The organism is Dysgonomonas massiliensis, from assembly GCF_900240225.1.
GTDB lineage: Bacteria > Bacteroidota > Bacteroidia > Bacteroidales > Dysgonomonadaceae > Dysgonomonas > Dysgonomonas massiliensis.
In genome coordinates, this window is record NZ_OEPV01000004.1 from 33,114 (window position 1) to 50,791 (window position 17,678).

Genomic DNA, 17,678 nt, shown 5'->3' on the forward strand with positions numbered 1-17,678 from the left:
GATATCTTTGCGCTTCCGAAAACAGATCGAAGATCATTAAAATCAGATATTTTAAAGAATAAAAATACTAGAATGCGAAAATATACGTTTTCTATATTGCAGACGTTATTAACGATAAAGATAAATAGCTATGATAGATTATATTAAAGGCGAAATTGCTGAACTGAATCCAACAGCCGTAACGATAGAAACGAATGGTATTGGTTATTATGTCAATATTTCGTTGAATACATATACAAAACTAACAGGACAAAAGAATACAAAACTGTTCATATACGAAGCCATCAGAGAAGATGCATACATCTTATTCGGGTTTTATGATAAGTCGGAGCGTGAAATATTCATTCAGCTGATTGGTGTGTCGGGTATTGGAGCTAATACTGCTCGTATGATTCTTTCGTCGCTCAATCCTCAAGAACTGGCTTCGGTTATAGCAACTGACAATGTGAATGCTCTGAAATCGGTAAAAGGTATTGGTCTGAAAACAGCGCAGCGTATCATTATCGATCTGAAAGACAAGATAAAACTGGATGGTGTAGATGCTAGCTCGGTGTTGTTAGCTTCAGCTTCTAATCCATGTTCCGAAGAAGCTGTTGCAGCATTGGTAATGTTGGGTTTTGTGCAAAGTGCTTCGCAGAAAGTTGTTGCCAAAATTCTGAAAGAAAGTCCGCAAAGTACAGTTGAAGAAGTCATTAAGATGGCTCTGAAAATGTTATAAGAAAAGTCTAACTGGAGGTAATCGGATTTGAAACAGTATACACGATTTTTATTAATTGCACTGTTTTCGATTTTTTCGATCGCAATATTCTCTCGAATTACCGAGAGGTACATTGTTGTTTTCGAAGAATCGGATATCAATCCGTTTGTACAGGCCGAAGATACGTTTCCTCGTTTTCCAGTCAAGAAAACTCAACCCCAATCTTACGAAGAGCTGACAAGAAAACAGCCTATAGATCTGAAAGATCCCGAAAACCTGAAAACCGAAATCGAATACGATATCAATACGGGGATGTACATTTTCAAGACTAAACTTGGCGATCAGGTCATTTCTACTCCTATCAGTCTGAATTATGATGAGTACATGGATTACAAAGAAAAGGAGTCTATGTCAAAGTATTTCCAGAAAAAGAACGCGATAGCTCGTACGACGGGAACACATAAAAGCAATGATTTCATGCTTAAGAATGTGACCGTTTACACAAGCGATCTTGATCGGGTATTTGGTCCAGGAGGTTTAGACTTGAAGTTATCGGGTTATGCCGAATCTACTTTGGGCATTAAAAATACTAAAACACAAAATCCGTCTTTATCTCAGCGAAACCGCAATCGCACGATGTTCGATTTCGATCAGGATATTCAGATGAATGTGGATGCTACTGTAGGAGATAAGATCAATTTTGGTCTGAATTACGATACGAAGGCGGCTTTCGATTTTGATTCGAAAAAGATAAAGCTGGCATACGAGGGGAAAGAAGATGAAATTCTGAAGCGTATAGAAGCCGGTAATGTGAGTATGTCTACGACAAACTCGCTGATCAATGGAGGAGCAGCTTTATTTGGTATCAATACTGAACTTCAATTTGGACGCTTGAAGGTAAATGCGATCGCTTCGCAGCAAGAAGCCGAATCGCGTACAATACAGACTCAAGGTAGTGTTCAAAACAACGAATACGAGTTCAAAGCGAGTGATTATGACGAAAATCGTCACTTCTTCTTGGCTCGCTATTTCAGAGACCATTACGATCATGCAAACGAACTTCTACCTGCTGTAAGAACGGGTATCGTGATCAATAGGATGGAAGTTTGGGTTACTAATAAACGAGGAGGAGATGATGCCCGAAATATTGTAGCTTTTGCTGATTTGGGCGAAGCACAATGGCGTGGAGTAGGTGATCCGGATGATAAATTACCTGATGTGACGAACACATTGCCAAGTAATAAGGCAAATACCTTATACAATGAACTAGTCGGAAGTTATCCGGCTGCGCGAGATATATCAAAAGTGACAGCGACGTTAAGCTCGGTACTCGAAAGTGGTCAGGCTTACGAAAAATTGGAACGGGCACGATTATTATCGTCGTCGGAATATACATATAACGAGCAACTAGGGTATATCTCATTGACCTCTGCTTTGCAAAGCGATGAGGTGTTGGGTGTGGCTTTCGAATATACATACAAAGGAAAGACTTATCAGGTAGGGGAGTTTGGTGCTGATGTAGCTGATTCATCTACTGATGGGACTACCAGTACCAGTTCGGGTGCTTTGTTTGTGAAAATGCTGAAGCCTGCATCGTTTTCGCCAATCTCATATACATGGGATTTGATGATGAAAAATATTTACAGCCTTGGAGCAAACAACATTCAGCAAGAAGGCTTCAGATTGCAAATTTCTTATCAGGCCGATACAATCGGAGCTTATATCAGTTATTTACCAGAGGGCAATATGAAGAATAAGCCTTGGTTGCAAGTGATGAACTTGGATAGACTGAATAGTCAGAATAAGGCTGTTGAGACAGCCGACCAAAGCAAGAGAGGTGATGGCGTTTTCGACTTTGTAGAGGGATTTACTGTTAAATCTGAAACCGGACGAATTATTTTTCCAGTTGTTGAGCCTTTCGGTTCGCATCTGAAAGAGCAGATAGGAGCTGCATATGCCGATAAATATATTTATCCAGAATTGTATAATGATACAAAAACGGCCGCTGAGCAAGTAGCCGAAAAGAACAAATTTAAAATCTACGGCTCGTATAGAGGGAATGTATCATCGGGAGCCGAAATCAATCTGAATGCGACAAACGTTCCACCGGGATCGGTTAAGGTTACGGCAGCAGGAGTAACATTGCAAGAAGGGGTCGATTATATTGTCGATTACATGTCGGGATCGGTAACCTTAATCAATCAAAATCTGATAGATTCAAGTACTCCGGTACAAGTATCTTTGGAAGACCAGACTTTCAGCATGCAAAAGAAAACAATGCTTGGGTTGAACTTGAGTTACGACTTTTCGAAGAATTTCAATGTAGGTGCTACCATTATGCATCTCTATGAAAAACCTCTGATGAACAAAACCGTTTTTGGTGAGGAGTCGGTGAAAAACACCTTGTGGGGATTCAATTTTTCATACAATACGCAGTCGCAGTGGTTGACTAATGTGATTGATAAGCTTCCATTTGTAGAGGCTACCCAACCATCTATGATATCGTTGAACGGGGAGTTTGCTCAATTGATAGGTGGTCATTATCAGGATGGCGAAGCTGGTAAATATTCTTATCTGGATGACTTCGAATCGTCCGAGTCGCGCATTGATCTGAAGAGCCCGTATGCATGGACCTTAGCTTCTACACCATCGGGGAAATTCAGCGAAGCAGAATTGTCGAATAATATTGAGTACGGGAAAAATCGTGCACACATGTCGTGGTTTATGATCGACAATATTTTTACCCGTCAGGGAATGAGTGGAACTCCACAACATATAAAGAATGATAAAGCTCAGCTATCGAATCACTATGTACGTGAAATTTTACTGAGAGAATTATATCCAGATAGAGATGTGTCTTTCAACGATGTAGGTACTATTTCTGCTTTAAACTTGTCATATTATCCGAACGAGCGAGGTCCTTATAACTTAGTAGCGAATGATATTGGTACTGATGGACAATTTATGCACCCAAGAGATAAATGGGGTGGAATTATGCGCCGTATGGATGTCCGCGATTTCGAGGCTTCGAATGTCGAATATATTGAATTTTGGTTGTTAGATCCTTTTGTCTATAAAGGTTCGAGCGAATATCCCGAGAACGGAGAAGGTGATTTGTATTTCAATCTTGGAAACATTTCTGAAGATATTTTGAAGGATGGACGTAAATTTTTCGAGAATGGATTGCCAATTGATGGTAATATGAATGATGTTGAAACAACCGAATGGGGTAAAGTTCCGAAGCGTCAGGCAACGGTATATGCATTTGATAATAATGTTGGAGCAGAAGGTCGAAAGAAACAAGATGTTGGTTTGAACGGATTGAGTACCGAAGAGGAAAAGGAGTTCCCTACTTACAAGACGTATCTAGAACAATTAAGGACTAAACTATCAGGTACAACCTACGATGAATTTAGCCGTAATCCATTCTCTCCAATAAATGATCCTGCTGGCGATAATTATCATTATTTCAGAGGTGTGTATTATGACGAAAACGAGGCTAGTATTCTTGATCGTTACAAGTATTATAATGGGACAGAAGGCAATTCTCCGACGGCTGATGGTTCGAACGAACGTTATTCGACAGCGGCCCGCACTGTGCCCGATGTAGAAGATATAGATCAGGATTATACAATGAACGAAACCGAGTCCTACTACCAATATAAAATTTCGTTGCGCGAGAACGATATGAAAGTGGGATCGAACTTCATTACCGAGAAAAGAGACGTTGAAGTATCATTGCGCAACGGAAAGAAAGAAACCGTAACATGGTATCAATTCAAAATTCCTATTAAAGATTATGATCCCGACACTAAAATGAGAAACTTTAAAAATATTCGTTTTATGCGAATGTTCTTAACTGGTTTCGATAAGCCTACATTTCTTCGTTTTGGTACATTGCAGTTGGTTCGTGGTGATTGGCGTACTTATACTCGTTCGTTGAATCAAAATGAAGTGTCTACGGGATCGGGTAAAATTGAAGTTACTCGTGTTAATATTGAAGAAAACGGAAAGAAAGAGCCAGTAAACTACGTGTTGCCTCCGGGGCTAGATCGCTCGTTAGAAGCTAATCAAGTACAACTATTGCAAAACAATGAGCAAGCATTATCTGTCAAAATTACCGATTTGGATCCACGTGATGCGAGAGCAGTATATAAGAATACAAATTTTGATTTACGCAGATTCAAACGCATGCAGATGTTTGCCCATTTAGAGGAGTTGATAGATGATAAGTCGTTAGAATACGGAGATTTTACAGTGTTTATTCGTCTGGGTAGTGATTATCATAATAACTACTACGAGTACGAAATACCGATGAGGGTAACTCCTCCGGGTAAATACAACTCGAATAGCACGACTGACCGCTATATTGTATGGCCTAAAGATAATATGTTCGATTTTTCGTTAGATGAACTGAAAAATGTAAAACTGGAACGCAATAAGGAAAAACGTAAGGTTGACTCTAAAGTTTCGTATACAAAACTGTACTGGAGATACGATAAAGAGCATCCAGCAAACAGAGTAAGTGTGATGGGTAATCCTACGCTTGCCGAAGTAAATGTTATCATGTTGGGAGTACGTAATAATTCGCGCGAATCGAAATCGGGTGAAATCTGGTTCAATGAACTTCGTCTGACCGATTTTGATGAAAAAGGAGGCTGGGCAGCACAAGGAAATATGAGTATTGCGCTTTCGGATATCGGGACAATATACGTGTCGGGTAGGAAAGAAACTGCTGGATTTGGTGCTTTGGATCAAAGTTTATTAGAAAGACGTTCGGATGATTATATGTTGTATAATATAGCTCTGAATATGGACTTGGGACGTTTCTTGCCAGAGAAAGCGAAGGTGAGTATTCCGTTCTATTATTCGTATTCGAATGAGAAAATAACACCAGAATATGATCCTTTCGATACGGATGTGAAACTGAAAGAATCGTTACAAACAGTCAATACAAAAGCCGAAAGGGACTCGATTCGGAGCTTAGCAGAAGAGATACATACGACTAAGAGTATAAACTTTACGAATGTGAAAGTTAATATTCAGAGTAAAACGCCAATGCCTTATGATCCGGCAAACTTTAGTTTTGGATATTCGTACAACGAAACAGAAATAAATAATCCGACTACAGTTTATGACGTAAATAAAGATTTCCAGGCAAATATTGGTTATTCGTATTCTCCGATAGTAAAAACCTGGGAACCATTCAGCAATTTGAAAGGTAATAGCGGAGCTAAGAAATTTTTGAAGAGTTTAGGATTCAATTATCTGCCTAATAATATAACGGCAAACTCGGTGATGACTCGTTTCTATAACGAGACATTGACGCGCGATATCGAAAATTACAAGGTAGGAGAAATAAATACAAAGAATGAATTCCTATCGTGGAGTCAAGCTTTTTATTGGGATCGCGATTTGTCTATCAACTGGGATTTTACGAAGAATCTGAAAGCAAGTTTTCAATCAGGAACAAGAGCCGAAATTGAAGAACCATATCTACAAGTCAATAAAAAACAAAACAGAGACGATTACGAAATATGGAAAGACTCGGTATGGCGAAGTATACGCAATCTGGGAGATCCGTTATCGTATAAACAAATTACTAAAGTAACTTATCAATTGCCTACACGTAGTATACCTGCTTTGGACTGGATCAACTCGCAGGCAGAATATACCAGCGGATATCAGTGGGATAGGGGAGCATCGGTAGGTGTCGACACTTTGGAAGTTGGTAACTCTATTAGCAATAGCTTAACGCTAGAGACGAGAAATAGATTCGATCTGACGGCATTGTATCGTAAAAATGCTTTCTTGAGACGTGTTAACGAACGTTTTGATGGAAGACGAAATACACGTGTGGTACGCTCTAATCGTCAGAGAGGTCAAAGCACATCGCGTGCGAGACGATTTACAACCGAGATCGAACTTAAAGCTGATTCGACTTATGTGTTAAAACATGGATTAAATACCAAGAAACTGGATATAGTGGCTAAAGTGGATGGTAAGCCATACAAATTGAAATATAAACGAATTGACGAGAATACAATCCAGATTAAAAATAAGGATGCTGGACGCTTGCAGTTAAGTGTAATGGCGAAAGCTGATAATGATGAGGGCTCTAAATTCTGGAAAGATGTTGCCGAATACTCAGCTAGAGGATTGATGTCTGTACGAACAGTAAACTTTAAATATTCGTCGCGTAAAGAGACGTATATCAACGGTTTTAAACCTAAGATTGGGGATATGCTGGGACAGCGCAATACTTCCGATTATGGGATGGTTCCGGGTTTAGGCTTTGCTTTCGGATTCGATGGCGGAGAAGATTATTTGAATAAATCTTTGGATAGAGAATGGTTGTTGACTAAGTCGATCAGTGTTACACCGGCAATTTATAATTCGGCTCAGAAAATAGAAATATCGGCTGTGTTGGAGCCAATCAAAAGTTTGAAGATTGACTTAACTGCCGGACGTGAGCATAATAGACGTAGCGAAATAAATTTCTATGACAACAGAGAAAATCCGGTTGGGAGTTCTCCTATGTCTATAATGCGTGGAGGTAGTTTTTCGATGACGACTATTGCCATATCCTCGGCATTCGAATCGAGCAAAGCGAAAAATGGTTATAAGTCCAAGGCATTCGAAAAATTCCTTGAGAATAGAACAATTATACGCGATCGAATTCAAGCACAATACAATGCTGGTGCAAAGATTCCTCAGAGTGGTTTCATTGCAGATGATGAACTTGGAATCGGTGGGGCGGCATACCATACTCATATGCAGTCCGGTGCTGCAAATAAGGTAAATGAAAATTCGAGCGATGTGATGATACCTGCATTCTTGGCTGCATATACCGGCGGAAATGCCAAGAGCATTTCATTGAGTTTGATTCCTAAATTATGGGCATTGCTTCCTAACTGGAATATGACTTATGACGGACTGAGCAATATTCCATTTATAAAGGAATATGCTAAATCGGTACGTTTGAGTCATCGTTATAGCTGTGTTTATCAAATTGGCTCATACACATCGTACAGCACTTGGGTTGATGCAGGCGATGGTTTTGGTTTCATTCGCGATGCAGTATCTGGTAAGCCTACACCTTCATCACCATACAATATGTCTTCGGTAAGTATTATTGAGGCGTTTAATCCATTGTTTGGTGCCGAAACAGTATTGAACAACAGTTTGCTATTTAATTTGAGGTATAATACTGCGCGTACTCTGAATCTGAATTCTTCATCATTACAGATCGTAGAATCGATGGATAAAGAATGGGTAGTTGGCTGTGGTTATCGTATTAACGATTTTAATCGTTTATTGGGTATTCGTACCAAAGATTCGCGTCAACGCGAACGCAATAGAAAAAAGAATGCAGATGCAGAGAATGTTACCCCTGCTGCGAATGAGATAAACAATGACTTGAACCTTAAGTTCGATTTATCACATCGCACTCAACAAGCCTTGATCCGAAAAATAAACGATAACTATACACAAGCTACAAGCGGAACTACTATTTTTACAATCAAGTTTTCGGCCGATTATACCCTAAGTCGCTCACTTACATTGCGTGCATTTTACGATAGAGTGTTAAATAAACCTTTAATAACTTCTGTAGGATATACTACAACAAACTCTAGCTTTGGTCTAAGTTTAAAATATACATTACAACAATAAAAAATATTAACGCGCTTGGTTTTAACGAAAAAAAAGTTTAGTTTTAACATCTGATATGTTAAACAAAAGGATTAGACTGATTGTTAAATAATAAAGTTAAAAGATAAAGGTTTAAATACTTTGCGTTGATTTTCTTGGATTTATCAATTTTGATAATATTAGACGAATGAAAAAGTCTGTAATTTGGATTCTGGTATGTGTTATGGCTATTGCTTTCTTTGGCTTGCTTTCGATGCAGCTGAAGTACTTCAGTATTTTTATCAAAGAACGTAGTACTCAGTTTGACGAATCAATCCGACGCAGTCTTTATCAGGTATCTGTAAATCTGGAGTTGGATGCAACGAAGAAGTATTTAGATAAATCGTATCAGGAATTTCAGAAAAAACAAAACGTAGTTTCTGGTGATGAAATGACTTATCAGCAGAATTATATTACGGTGACTCCTGACGGTAATTTTGCATTACAAACTACAACTACCGTGAGGTCGAAAAGCTCGTTTGGAGGAACGTCAAGCGGATCGAATGGAATTTCAAGATCGTTTATGTCAATGCAAGAAGAACAGACAAAAAACTTTTTGCACAATCAAGATAATGTATACGCAGTAATCAGCCAGTTGACGCGCGTGCCAAATACATTGCCAATAGAAGAGCGTGTTGACTTTAGGGCATTGGAAGGTATGATCCGTAGTGAGCTGAAATCGTCGGGTATCGAACAACCATTCTTTTACGAAGTGGTTGATAAGAATGACAAAGCATTGTATCAGCAGACGGGTTTCGAAAATCATGGAAGTGATTCAGCTTATCCGCAAGTGTTATTTCCGAACGACCCGCCTAATAAGTTTGTATATCTGAAAGTATATTTTCCATCGAAAGATGATTATTTGTATAGCGAGATTACATTCTTGATACCGGCCTTATTGTTTACTTTTATTTTGTTGGTGACATTCATTATAATGATTATTATGGTTGTTCGTCAAAAACGTTTGTCGGAGATGAAGAGCGATTTCATGAATAATATGACACACGAGCTGAAAACTCCGGTTTCGACTATATCTCTTGCTGCGCAGATGCTGAAAGATACGAACGTATCGAAATCGCCCGATGTGTTTAAGCACATATCAAGTGTGATAGGTGACGAGACTGAACGATTGAGTTTTCAGGTAGAAAAAGTGTTGCAGATGTCGTTGTTCGAAAAACAACAAGCTACATTGAAAATAAAAGAATTGGATGCTAATGATATCATAGTTCATGTGGCAAGTACTTTCCAATTGAAAGTTGAAAAATTCGGTGGGCATATTGATATTGATTTGCAAGCGACAGAATCGACAATTAAAGCAGATAAAATGCACTTTACAAATGTATTGTTCAATTTGCTTGACAATGCAGTGAAATATCGTCGCGAAGATGTAGATCTTGAGTTGATGATTCGTTCGTGGAACTCGGGAAATAAAATATACATATCGGTGGAAGATAATGGTATAGGTATAAAGAAAGAAGCTGTAAAACGAATATTCGACAGATTCTATCGTGTGTCAACCGGCAATCTGCACGATGTGAAAGGTTTTGGACTTGGATTGGCCTATGTGCATAAAATAGTAACAGATCACAAAGGTACGATCAAAGCAGAAAGTGAATTAGGTAAGGGAACTAAATTTATCATTTGTTTACCTTATGTTACAGAAAGAAATTAGAATGTGAAATATGTAAATTTGTAGGGATATGGAAGAAAAATTGAAATTATTTTTATGTGAAGATGACGAAAATCTTGGAATGTTGCTAAGAGAATATCTTCAAGCTAAAGGGTATGAAACTGATCTATACACTGATGGAGAAGCAGGATATAAAGGCTTTGTAAAAGAAAACTACGACCTTTGTATATTGGATGTTATGATGCCTAAAAAAGACGGAATAACATTGGTAAAAGATATCCGTGCCATCAATACCGAAATTCCTATTATATTCCTGACTGCTAAGAATATGAAAGATGATATTCTGGAAGGATTCAAAGCAGGTGCGGATGATTATATTACTAAACCATTCAGTATGGAAGAACTTGTACTGCGTATCGAAGCAATCTTCCGTCGAGTGAAAGGTAAAAAAACAGTAGAACAACAAGTATATCACTTTGGTGATATGGAATTTGATACTCAAAAGCAAATTCTTACGATCAAAGGACAAAGCACAAAATTGACAACTAAAGAATCTGAATTGCTGTCATTGCTATGTGCTCATGCAAATGATATTCTTGAGCGTAATCATGCATTACGTCAAATATGGGTTGATGACAACTATTTCAATGCTCGTAGTATGGACGTTTATATCACTAAACTACGTAAGTTATTGAAGGCTGATCCATCTATTGAGATTATCAATATACACGGTAAGGGATACAAACTAATTGTTCCTACTGAAGATGATCATGCAGAATAATCATTAGTTGATATTCAAATAATACTTAATCGAAAGCTATATTCTTAGACAAAGGATATAGCTTTTGTTTTTTTATTAACTTTGTCGATAAAATAAACTGAATCGAAAAAGATGAAACAATATCATGACCTTTTGAAAAGGGTGCTGACTGAAGGCGTAGAAAAGAGTGATCGTACAGGTACAGGAACTATTAGCGTTTTTGGGCATCAAAGCCGCTACAATCTTGAAGATGGTTTTCCGATGCTCACAACGAAAAAATTGCATCTAAAATCAATTGTCCATGAATTACTTTGGTTTTTGGCCGGAGATACGAATGTGAAATATTTACAAGAGAATGGTGTACGTATCTGGAATGAGTGGGCAGACGAAAATGGCGATCTAGGCCATATTTATGGCTATCAGTGGCGTTCGTGGCCCGATTATAATGGAGGTAGTATTGATCAGATAAAAGAGGTTGTTGAAACTATAAAAAATAACCCTGATTCGCGTCGTATGATTGTTAGTGCATGGAATGTTGGCGACTTGTCGAATATGAACTTGCCACCTTGTCATGCATTCTTTCAGTTCTATGTTGCCGATGGACGTTTAAGTCTGCAATTGTATCAACGAAGTGCCGATATATTTTTGGGAGTGCCATTCAATATTGCGTCATACGCCTTATTACTGATGATGGTTGCTCAGGTAACCGGATTGAAACCGGGAGAGTTTGTCCATACATTGGGAGATGCTCATATCTATACCAATCATCTCGATCAGGTCAAATTGCAGTTGACTCGTGATTTTAGAAAATTGCCAACGATGAAAATAAATCCAGAGGTGAAAAGCATATTCGATTTCAAATACGAAGATTTCGAACTCGAAGGGTATGACCCGCATCCTCATATAAAAGGTGAAGTGGCAGTTTAAGATATAGCTAATATTATAGAGGAGGTACTTAGAATTAAGTACCTCTTTTTTATGCTATAAACTGCACTATGACTAGTTTGTAAAATATTATATATATAATTGATTTTTGCAGTACTTTATATATTAGATCTATTGTATAAATTATATCTTTGCATCATAAATTTCTTTAGAACACATACTAAAAAACTTTTTTAACTTAATCATTGTTCTTAAAATAAGGCTAGAACCAAACTGTAACTGTATACAAATTAATTAACTAAGACTGATTCAGAATCGAATAGAGATTACTTGAATTAGAATAGCGTAGAATTTATGAGAAAAATTTTAAAAATGAGCTCAATACAATTGACTAAAATTGCATTGATGGTTGCGATGGTGTTTGGGACATCAACGCTTGGAGCACAAGTAACCATTGGGGCTGGAACAGAACCTAAAGCAACACTTGATGTTGTAGGTGATACTAATGTTGATACGCCGATAGGGGTTATAGCTCCTCGTGTGACATTGAGTTTTTTGAATTCAAGAATGCATACATATACTGAAGATCAAAAAGGAGCTATTGTATATGTGGTTGAAACTGATGATGACGGAATTAATGCGACTGCATATATTGACAGTCCTGGTTATTATTACTTTGATGGAGCAATGTGGCTCCGCTTTGTGGTTCCAGATGCAGTAGAGATACCTACTGAGCCGTGGCGTGTATCTGGGTCAGGAAATGAAGCAACTCAGAATACAGAAAATATATATCAAAACGGACAAGTTACGATAGGTAAAAAACTGAATAATGTTACTCCTGAACCAACAGCTCAACTAGAAGTGTTTTCAAGTGATAAAGGTTTTTTAGTACCTAGGCTTGACAAACTTCAAATTTCAAGAATAACCAATCCGGCTGAAGCTTTACTTGTCTGGAATACAGATGAGGGTTGCTTTAATTTTTGGAAAGGAAATAAGTGGAAGTCTATGTGTGGTGATGCCGGAGAGGCTGTAATTAATATAGGACCTTTTAATTGTAGTAATTCAAAAATAATAGGAGAGTATCAGGTCGGAGTGCCAACAACTGGAGGTAACTATTTGGAAGTATCCTTGGATGTTGTCGAAGCTGGGACTTATCTTATAGAGTTGCAAACAGGTAAAGGTGTATTTTTTCAGAAAAGCGGAACGTTCTCAGCTCCTGGACCGTATACTATCCAATTACCAGCTACAGGAACGCCTAATGAAGCGGGCGTATTTGCATTTCCTTTGACATTGAATGGTGAAGAGTTCGATCCTTCATGTTTGAAAGAGATGACTATTAAGCCAGCAGAATCAAGATTCCAATTCGTGTCAAGTTCATGTGGTCTTACTGCTACTGATAAGCTTGTTCGAGGTGAGGCGTCAACAGGGAAAACAATAACAGTTAAGGTAGAAGTATTGTCGGCAGGAACATTCAGTTTCTATACAGATAATGTTGCTGGTGTTAAATATTCTGTCAATAATGTAACATTAGCAGAGGGAGTTCATGATGTTATCCTTTATTCGAATGGTAATGCTCCATCTGAGGCGGGACATCTGGCATTTACAGTTTCGGGAACAGGTAAGTCAGATGGTACATCAGACTGTATAGTGTATGTAGACGTTGAAGAAAATGATGCTACAATTACGCCAAACTGGAGTAAAATTACTGTAAATGGAGCATATAGATTAGATATTGAGACTTCAGAAGGTGGAAGTAATTATATAGAAATAGAGTTGACTGTCGGGTCGATAGGTAACTGGGTAGGAGTTGCAACTAATGACGAAGCTGGCTTTTCATTCTCTGGTAATGGTACTTTCTCGGCTGGAGATGTAGGCTCAACACCTAAGACGATAAGGCTTTATGCTAGTGGTGTTCCATTGGTAGCTGGAACTTTAACGTTTGATCTTGATATCAATGGAAATAGAACTACGGTAGACGTGCGTGTGATGTTGCCAGAGAAAAATGTATTGATAGTAGGAAGCCCTTCTGGTACCCTTTCTAGTGCGATTAAAAATGTGGCGAATTTTGGACCTTCAGGGGTGTCTCTAGTAGAAAAGGTAAATGTATATACTACTGGCGGTAATCCTGATGCAGCAACATTGGCTAAAGCAATTAATGATAACAAAATTGATGTAATTATATCTGGATGGTACTTTGATCGTACGGATGATGCAACAAGTGTTATAGCTGACTTTATGAAGAATAAAAAAGGATATTTTATATATGCGCAAGGTCAGTCTCAAGATGCGAACTTGAAATCAATTTTGGATAAGACATATGGTACTAATGTTTCGATTACAAGTATTTACTATAATAGTATCTTGGCTGCGAAATTACCAATGGAAGATAATAATCCATTATTGCAAGGTGCGTTTGGAGATATTCGTGGCAAGTATGTTAGATCAGATGATACTGGTTCATGGGGTGGTATAGCTATTGGGACTCAAGGACCAATTAAGGCTCTGATTGAAACGACTGGAACTGGCACTGGTACAGATCAAGCACGATACATATTTAATTATACTGATAATTTCTTCTATTTCCCAGATTGGGGAACTCTGAACTATACTGGTTCTTCATATGGGTCTAATTCGCCTATCGGTTTATCGATTAGTGATGTTTCCCTTAGAGCATGGGATGGATCTACAGTAGTTGGAAGCCAATCAATTCCAGCTGGACAATCAGCGGGTTGGGTATTGTTCGGAAATATTGTAGATAATGCATTTAATTATACTCAAAAGAACATTGTTAAAGATTATGTAGTAGATACTAACTATAGTAACTAATATATTGTAATCAGACAGAAAAGTAAATGGGCTGCATCTAAAAGGATGCAGCCCATTTTTTTTGTATATTCAATAAAGTTCGTGTGAGAAATACTGTCTATTTCTTTGTTAATTCATTGATAATTTGTAATTTTGCAAGCCGATTATTACGAAAATAAACGTAAAAATTTGATAAACAATATGTTGGAGGTTTTCCTTATCCTTAGTTCGGAAGGCTGAAAGCGTGGAGTGAATCGATAAAAAAGTCATTAACCAATTAAAAAATTAAGTAAGTGGATACTTTAAGTTATAAGACCATTTCAGCGAACAAAGCAACAGTAAACAAAGAGTGGGTTATTGTTGACGCGCAAGGGCAAACTTTGGGACGTCTTGCATCGAAAGTTGCAAAACTTTTAAGAGGTAAGTACAAACCAAACTATACGCCGCACGTAGACTGTGGAGATAATGTGATTATTATCAATGCAGACAAAGTAGTATTAACAGGAAACAAGTGGACTTCTCGTGTATATCTAAGCTATACAGGCTATCCGGGAGGACAAAAAGAAATGACTCCTGCTAGATTGATGGAGAAAGGTGCTGACCGCCTACTTACTAAAGTAGTTAAAGGTATGTTACCTAAAAACCGTCTTGGAGCTCAATTGTTATCTAACCTATATGTATATGCAGGTTCAGAACACAAACATGAAGCTCAAAGTCCAAAAGTATTAGATATTAACGCTATTAAATAATAAGTATTGATGGATGTAGTAAATGCAGTAGGAAGACGTAAAGCAGCAATCGCTCGCGTTTTCGTTAGCGAAGGAACAGGAAAGATTGTTATCAACAAACGTGAATTAGAAAATTATTTCCCTTCATCTATCCTTCAGTATGTTGTGAAACAACCTCTAAACACTTTGAATGTTGTTGAAAAATATGACATCAGAATCAACCTAACAGGAGGTGGTTACAAAGGTCAAGCAGAAGCTGCTCGTTTAGGAATAGCTCGTGCATTGGTTAAGATCAACGCTGAAGATAAACCAGCTTTGAAAGCAGAAGGATTTATGACTCGTGACCCTCGTATCGTTGAGCGTAAAAAACCTGGACAACCAAAAGCAAGAAAAAGATTCCAGTTCTCAAAACGTTAATTTGGTTATTCTATCCAATCATCCATTTTATATTGCATACACTGCTTGAGAATCGGAAATTGGTGCGAAATAATGATGAATCGGTTCATCTCAAAAATTACCGTTTAGTATCTAAATTATCAGGATCCTGAACTAAGCAGGCTACCGGGTAATTCGAACAAAAAAGACAAAGAAAGTAAACGATTAAAAAAGCAATTCAATGGCTCAAAAATTAGAATTCGATCAACTGCTTGAAGCAGGAGTGCACTTCGGTCACTTGAAAAGAAAATGGAATCCGGCTATGGCTCCTTATATTTTTATGGAGCGTAACGGTATTCACATTATCGACCTACATAAAACAATCGCTAAAGCAGAAGAAGCTGCTGCAGCATTGAAACAAATCGCAAGATCAGGACGTAAAGTAATGTTTGTTGCAACAAAAAAACAAGCAAAACAAATCGTAGGTGATCTAGCACAATCAGTAAACATGCCATATGTTACTGAACGTTGGCCAGGAGGTATGTTAACAAACTTCCCAACTATCCGTAAAGCTATCAAAAAAATGGCTACTATCGACAAAATGAAGAAAGACGGAACTTTCGAAACATTGTCAAAAAGAGAAAAACTTCAAATCGACCGTCAACGTGCTAAACTTGAAAAGAACTTAGGTTCAGTTCAAGATATGACACGCCTTCCATCTGCATTGTTCGTAGTTGATATAATGAAAGAACACATTGCAATCCGCGAAGCTAACCGTCTTGGTATACCTGTATTCGGAATGGTAGATACAAACTCAAATCCTAACGATATTGACTTTGTTATCCCAGCTAATGATGACGCAGGAAAATCAATCGAAGTTATCCTAGGATATCTTTGCGAGGCTATGAAAGAAGGTCTTGAAGAAAGAAAAGTTGAAAAAGCTGACGCTGCTGCTGCAGATGCTCAAGATGATGAGGATGCACCAAAAAAAGATCGCAAACCTCGTGCTGGAGCTAAAAAAACTGTAGCTAAAGAAGACAAAGACGCAATGAATGCTGCTGTAGTTGGCAAATTTGCGAAAGAAGAAGAATAAAAAATAAGGATATTGGCTAAAAATCGGTATCTCAAGAATTTTATTCTATGAGCCCGATTTTTAGCTTTTATATTTTAAGTCAGAAATATTATAAACAATATAAAAATATAAGATATGGCAGTTACAATGGCAGATATCCAACACTTGCGCAAGCTAACAGGCGCTGGTATGATGGATTGTAAAAGTGCGCTGACAGAAGCAGAAGGAGACTTCGATAAAGCGATTGAAATTATTCGTAAAAAAGGACAAGCTTTCGCAGCAAAACGTGAAGATCGTGATGCTTCAGAAGGATGTGTTCTTGCAAAAGTAGAAAACGGATTTGGTGCAATCGTAGCATTGAAATGTGAAACTGACTTCGTTGCTATCAACGCAGATTTCGTTGCTTTGACTACTACAATTCTTGATGCAGCTGTAGCTAACAAGCCTGCTGATCTTGATGCTTTGAATGCAGTTGTTATCGATGGACGTACAATTGCTGAGTTGGTTACAGATCGTATGGGTATCACTGGCGAAAAAATGGAACTTGGTGTTTACGAAACAGTAACAGCTCCAACTGTTGTAGCTTACATTCACCCAGGAAACAGACTTGCTTCAATCGTAGGTTTCAATAAAGAAAATGTTGATGCTGAAGTAGCAAGAGACGTTGCTATGCAAGTAGCAGCAATGAATCCGGTTTCTATCCTTCCAGAAGAAGTATCAGAAGAAATCAAAGAACGCGAACTTAATCTTGCAAAAGAAAAAGCTCGTGAAGCTGGTAAACCAGAAAACTTGATCGATAGAATCGCTGAAGGCGCTCTTCAAAAATTCTATAAAGAATATACTCTACTTCAACAAGAATTCGTTAAAAATCCTAAGCAAACTGTTGCTCAATATCTAGCTTCTGCTGATAAAGAACTTGCAGTTGTAGGATTCAAACGTTTCACTTTGAATGCAGAATAATTGATTTAGAAATAGTTTATTTCAATCATACATAGAGAGTGCAACCTTTTATGGGGTTGCACTTTTTTTATATA

General features: G+C 37.9%; 10 protein-coding genes. All 10 read left to right on the forward strand.

Annotation, left to right across the window (positions count from 1 at the left end):
- Positions 1–130: 130 nt before the first annotated feature.
- The 10 genes from ruvA to tsf all read left to right on the forward strand — a co-directional run bounded on the left by ruvA (position 131) and on the right by tsf (position 17,604).
- Entirely contained in the window at positions 131–718 is a 588-nt protein-coding gene (gene ruvA, locus C1A06_RS04970; RefSeq protein WP_101689141.1) for a Holliday junction branch migration protein RuvA, read from the forward strand.
- 27 nt (positions 719–745) lie between these two features.
- Entirely contained in the window at positions 746–8,371 is a 7,626-nt protein-coding gene (gene sov / locus C1A06_RS04975; protein WP_245872004.1) for a T9SS outer membrane translocon Sov/SprA, read from the forward strand.
- Positions 8,372–8,537: 166 nt separating this feature from the next.
- Positions 8,538–10,061, forward strand: a complete 1,524-nt coding sequence (locus tag C1A06_RS04980) for a sensor histidine kinase (RefSeq protein WP_101689142.1) — start codon at positions 8,538–8,540, stop codon at positions 10,059–10,061.
- Positions 10,062–10,089: 28 nt separating this feature from the next.
- Positions 10,090–10,800, forward strand: coding sequence for a response regulator transcription factor RprY (gene rprY / locus C1A06_RS04985; RefSeq protein WP_101689143.1), 711 nt, complete (start codon positions 10,090–10,092; stop codon positions 10,798–10,800).
- A 111-nt stretch (positions 10,801–10,911) separates the two neighbouring features.
- Positions 10,912–11,706 carry a thymidylate synthase gene (locus C1A06_RS04990; RefSeq protein WP_101689144.1) on the forward strand — a complete coding sequence of 265 codons (795 nt, stop codon included), beginning with the start codon at positions 10,912–10,914 and terminating at the stop codon, positions 11,704–11,706.
- 312 nt (positions 11,707–12,018) lie between these two features.
- A complete protein-coding gene (locus C1A06_RS04995) occupies positions 12,019–14,490 on the forward strand; it encodes a phage tail-like protein (protein WP_145996343.1) in 2,472 nt (823 codons plus the stop codon).
- Between the two features lie 272 nt (positions 14,491–14,762).
- A complete protein-coding gene (gene rplM / locus C1A06_RS05000; RefSeq protein WP_101689146.1) occupies positions 14,763–15,218 on the forward strand; it encodes a 50S ribosomal protein L13 in 456 nt (151 codons plus the stop codon).
- 9 nt (positions 15,219–15,227) lie between these two features.
- A complete protein-coding gene (gene rpsI, locus C1A06_RS05005) occupies positions 15,228–15,614 on the forward strand; it encodes a 30S ribosomal protein S9 (RefSeq protein ID WP_101689147.1) in 387 nt (128 codons plus the stop codon).
- A gap of 199 nt (positions 15,615–15,813) precedes the next feature.
- Positions 15,814–16,665 (forward strand): 30S ribosomal protein S2, encoded by an 852-nt coding sequence (gene rpsB / locus C1A06_RS05010; protein ID WP_101689148.1) that lies wholly within the window; start codon positions 15,814–15,816, stop codon positions 16,663–16,665.
- 114 nt (positions 16,666–16,779) lie between these two features.
- Entirely contained in the window at positions 16,780–17,604 is an 825-nt protein-coding gene (gene tsf / locus C1A06_RS05015) for a translation elongation factor Ts (RefSeq protein WP_101689149.1), read from the forward strand.
- The last annotated feature ends 74 nt before the right edge of the window (positions 17,605–17,678 follow it).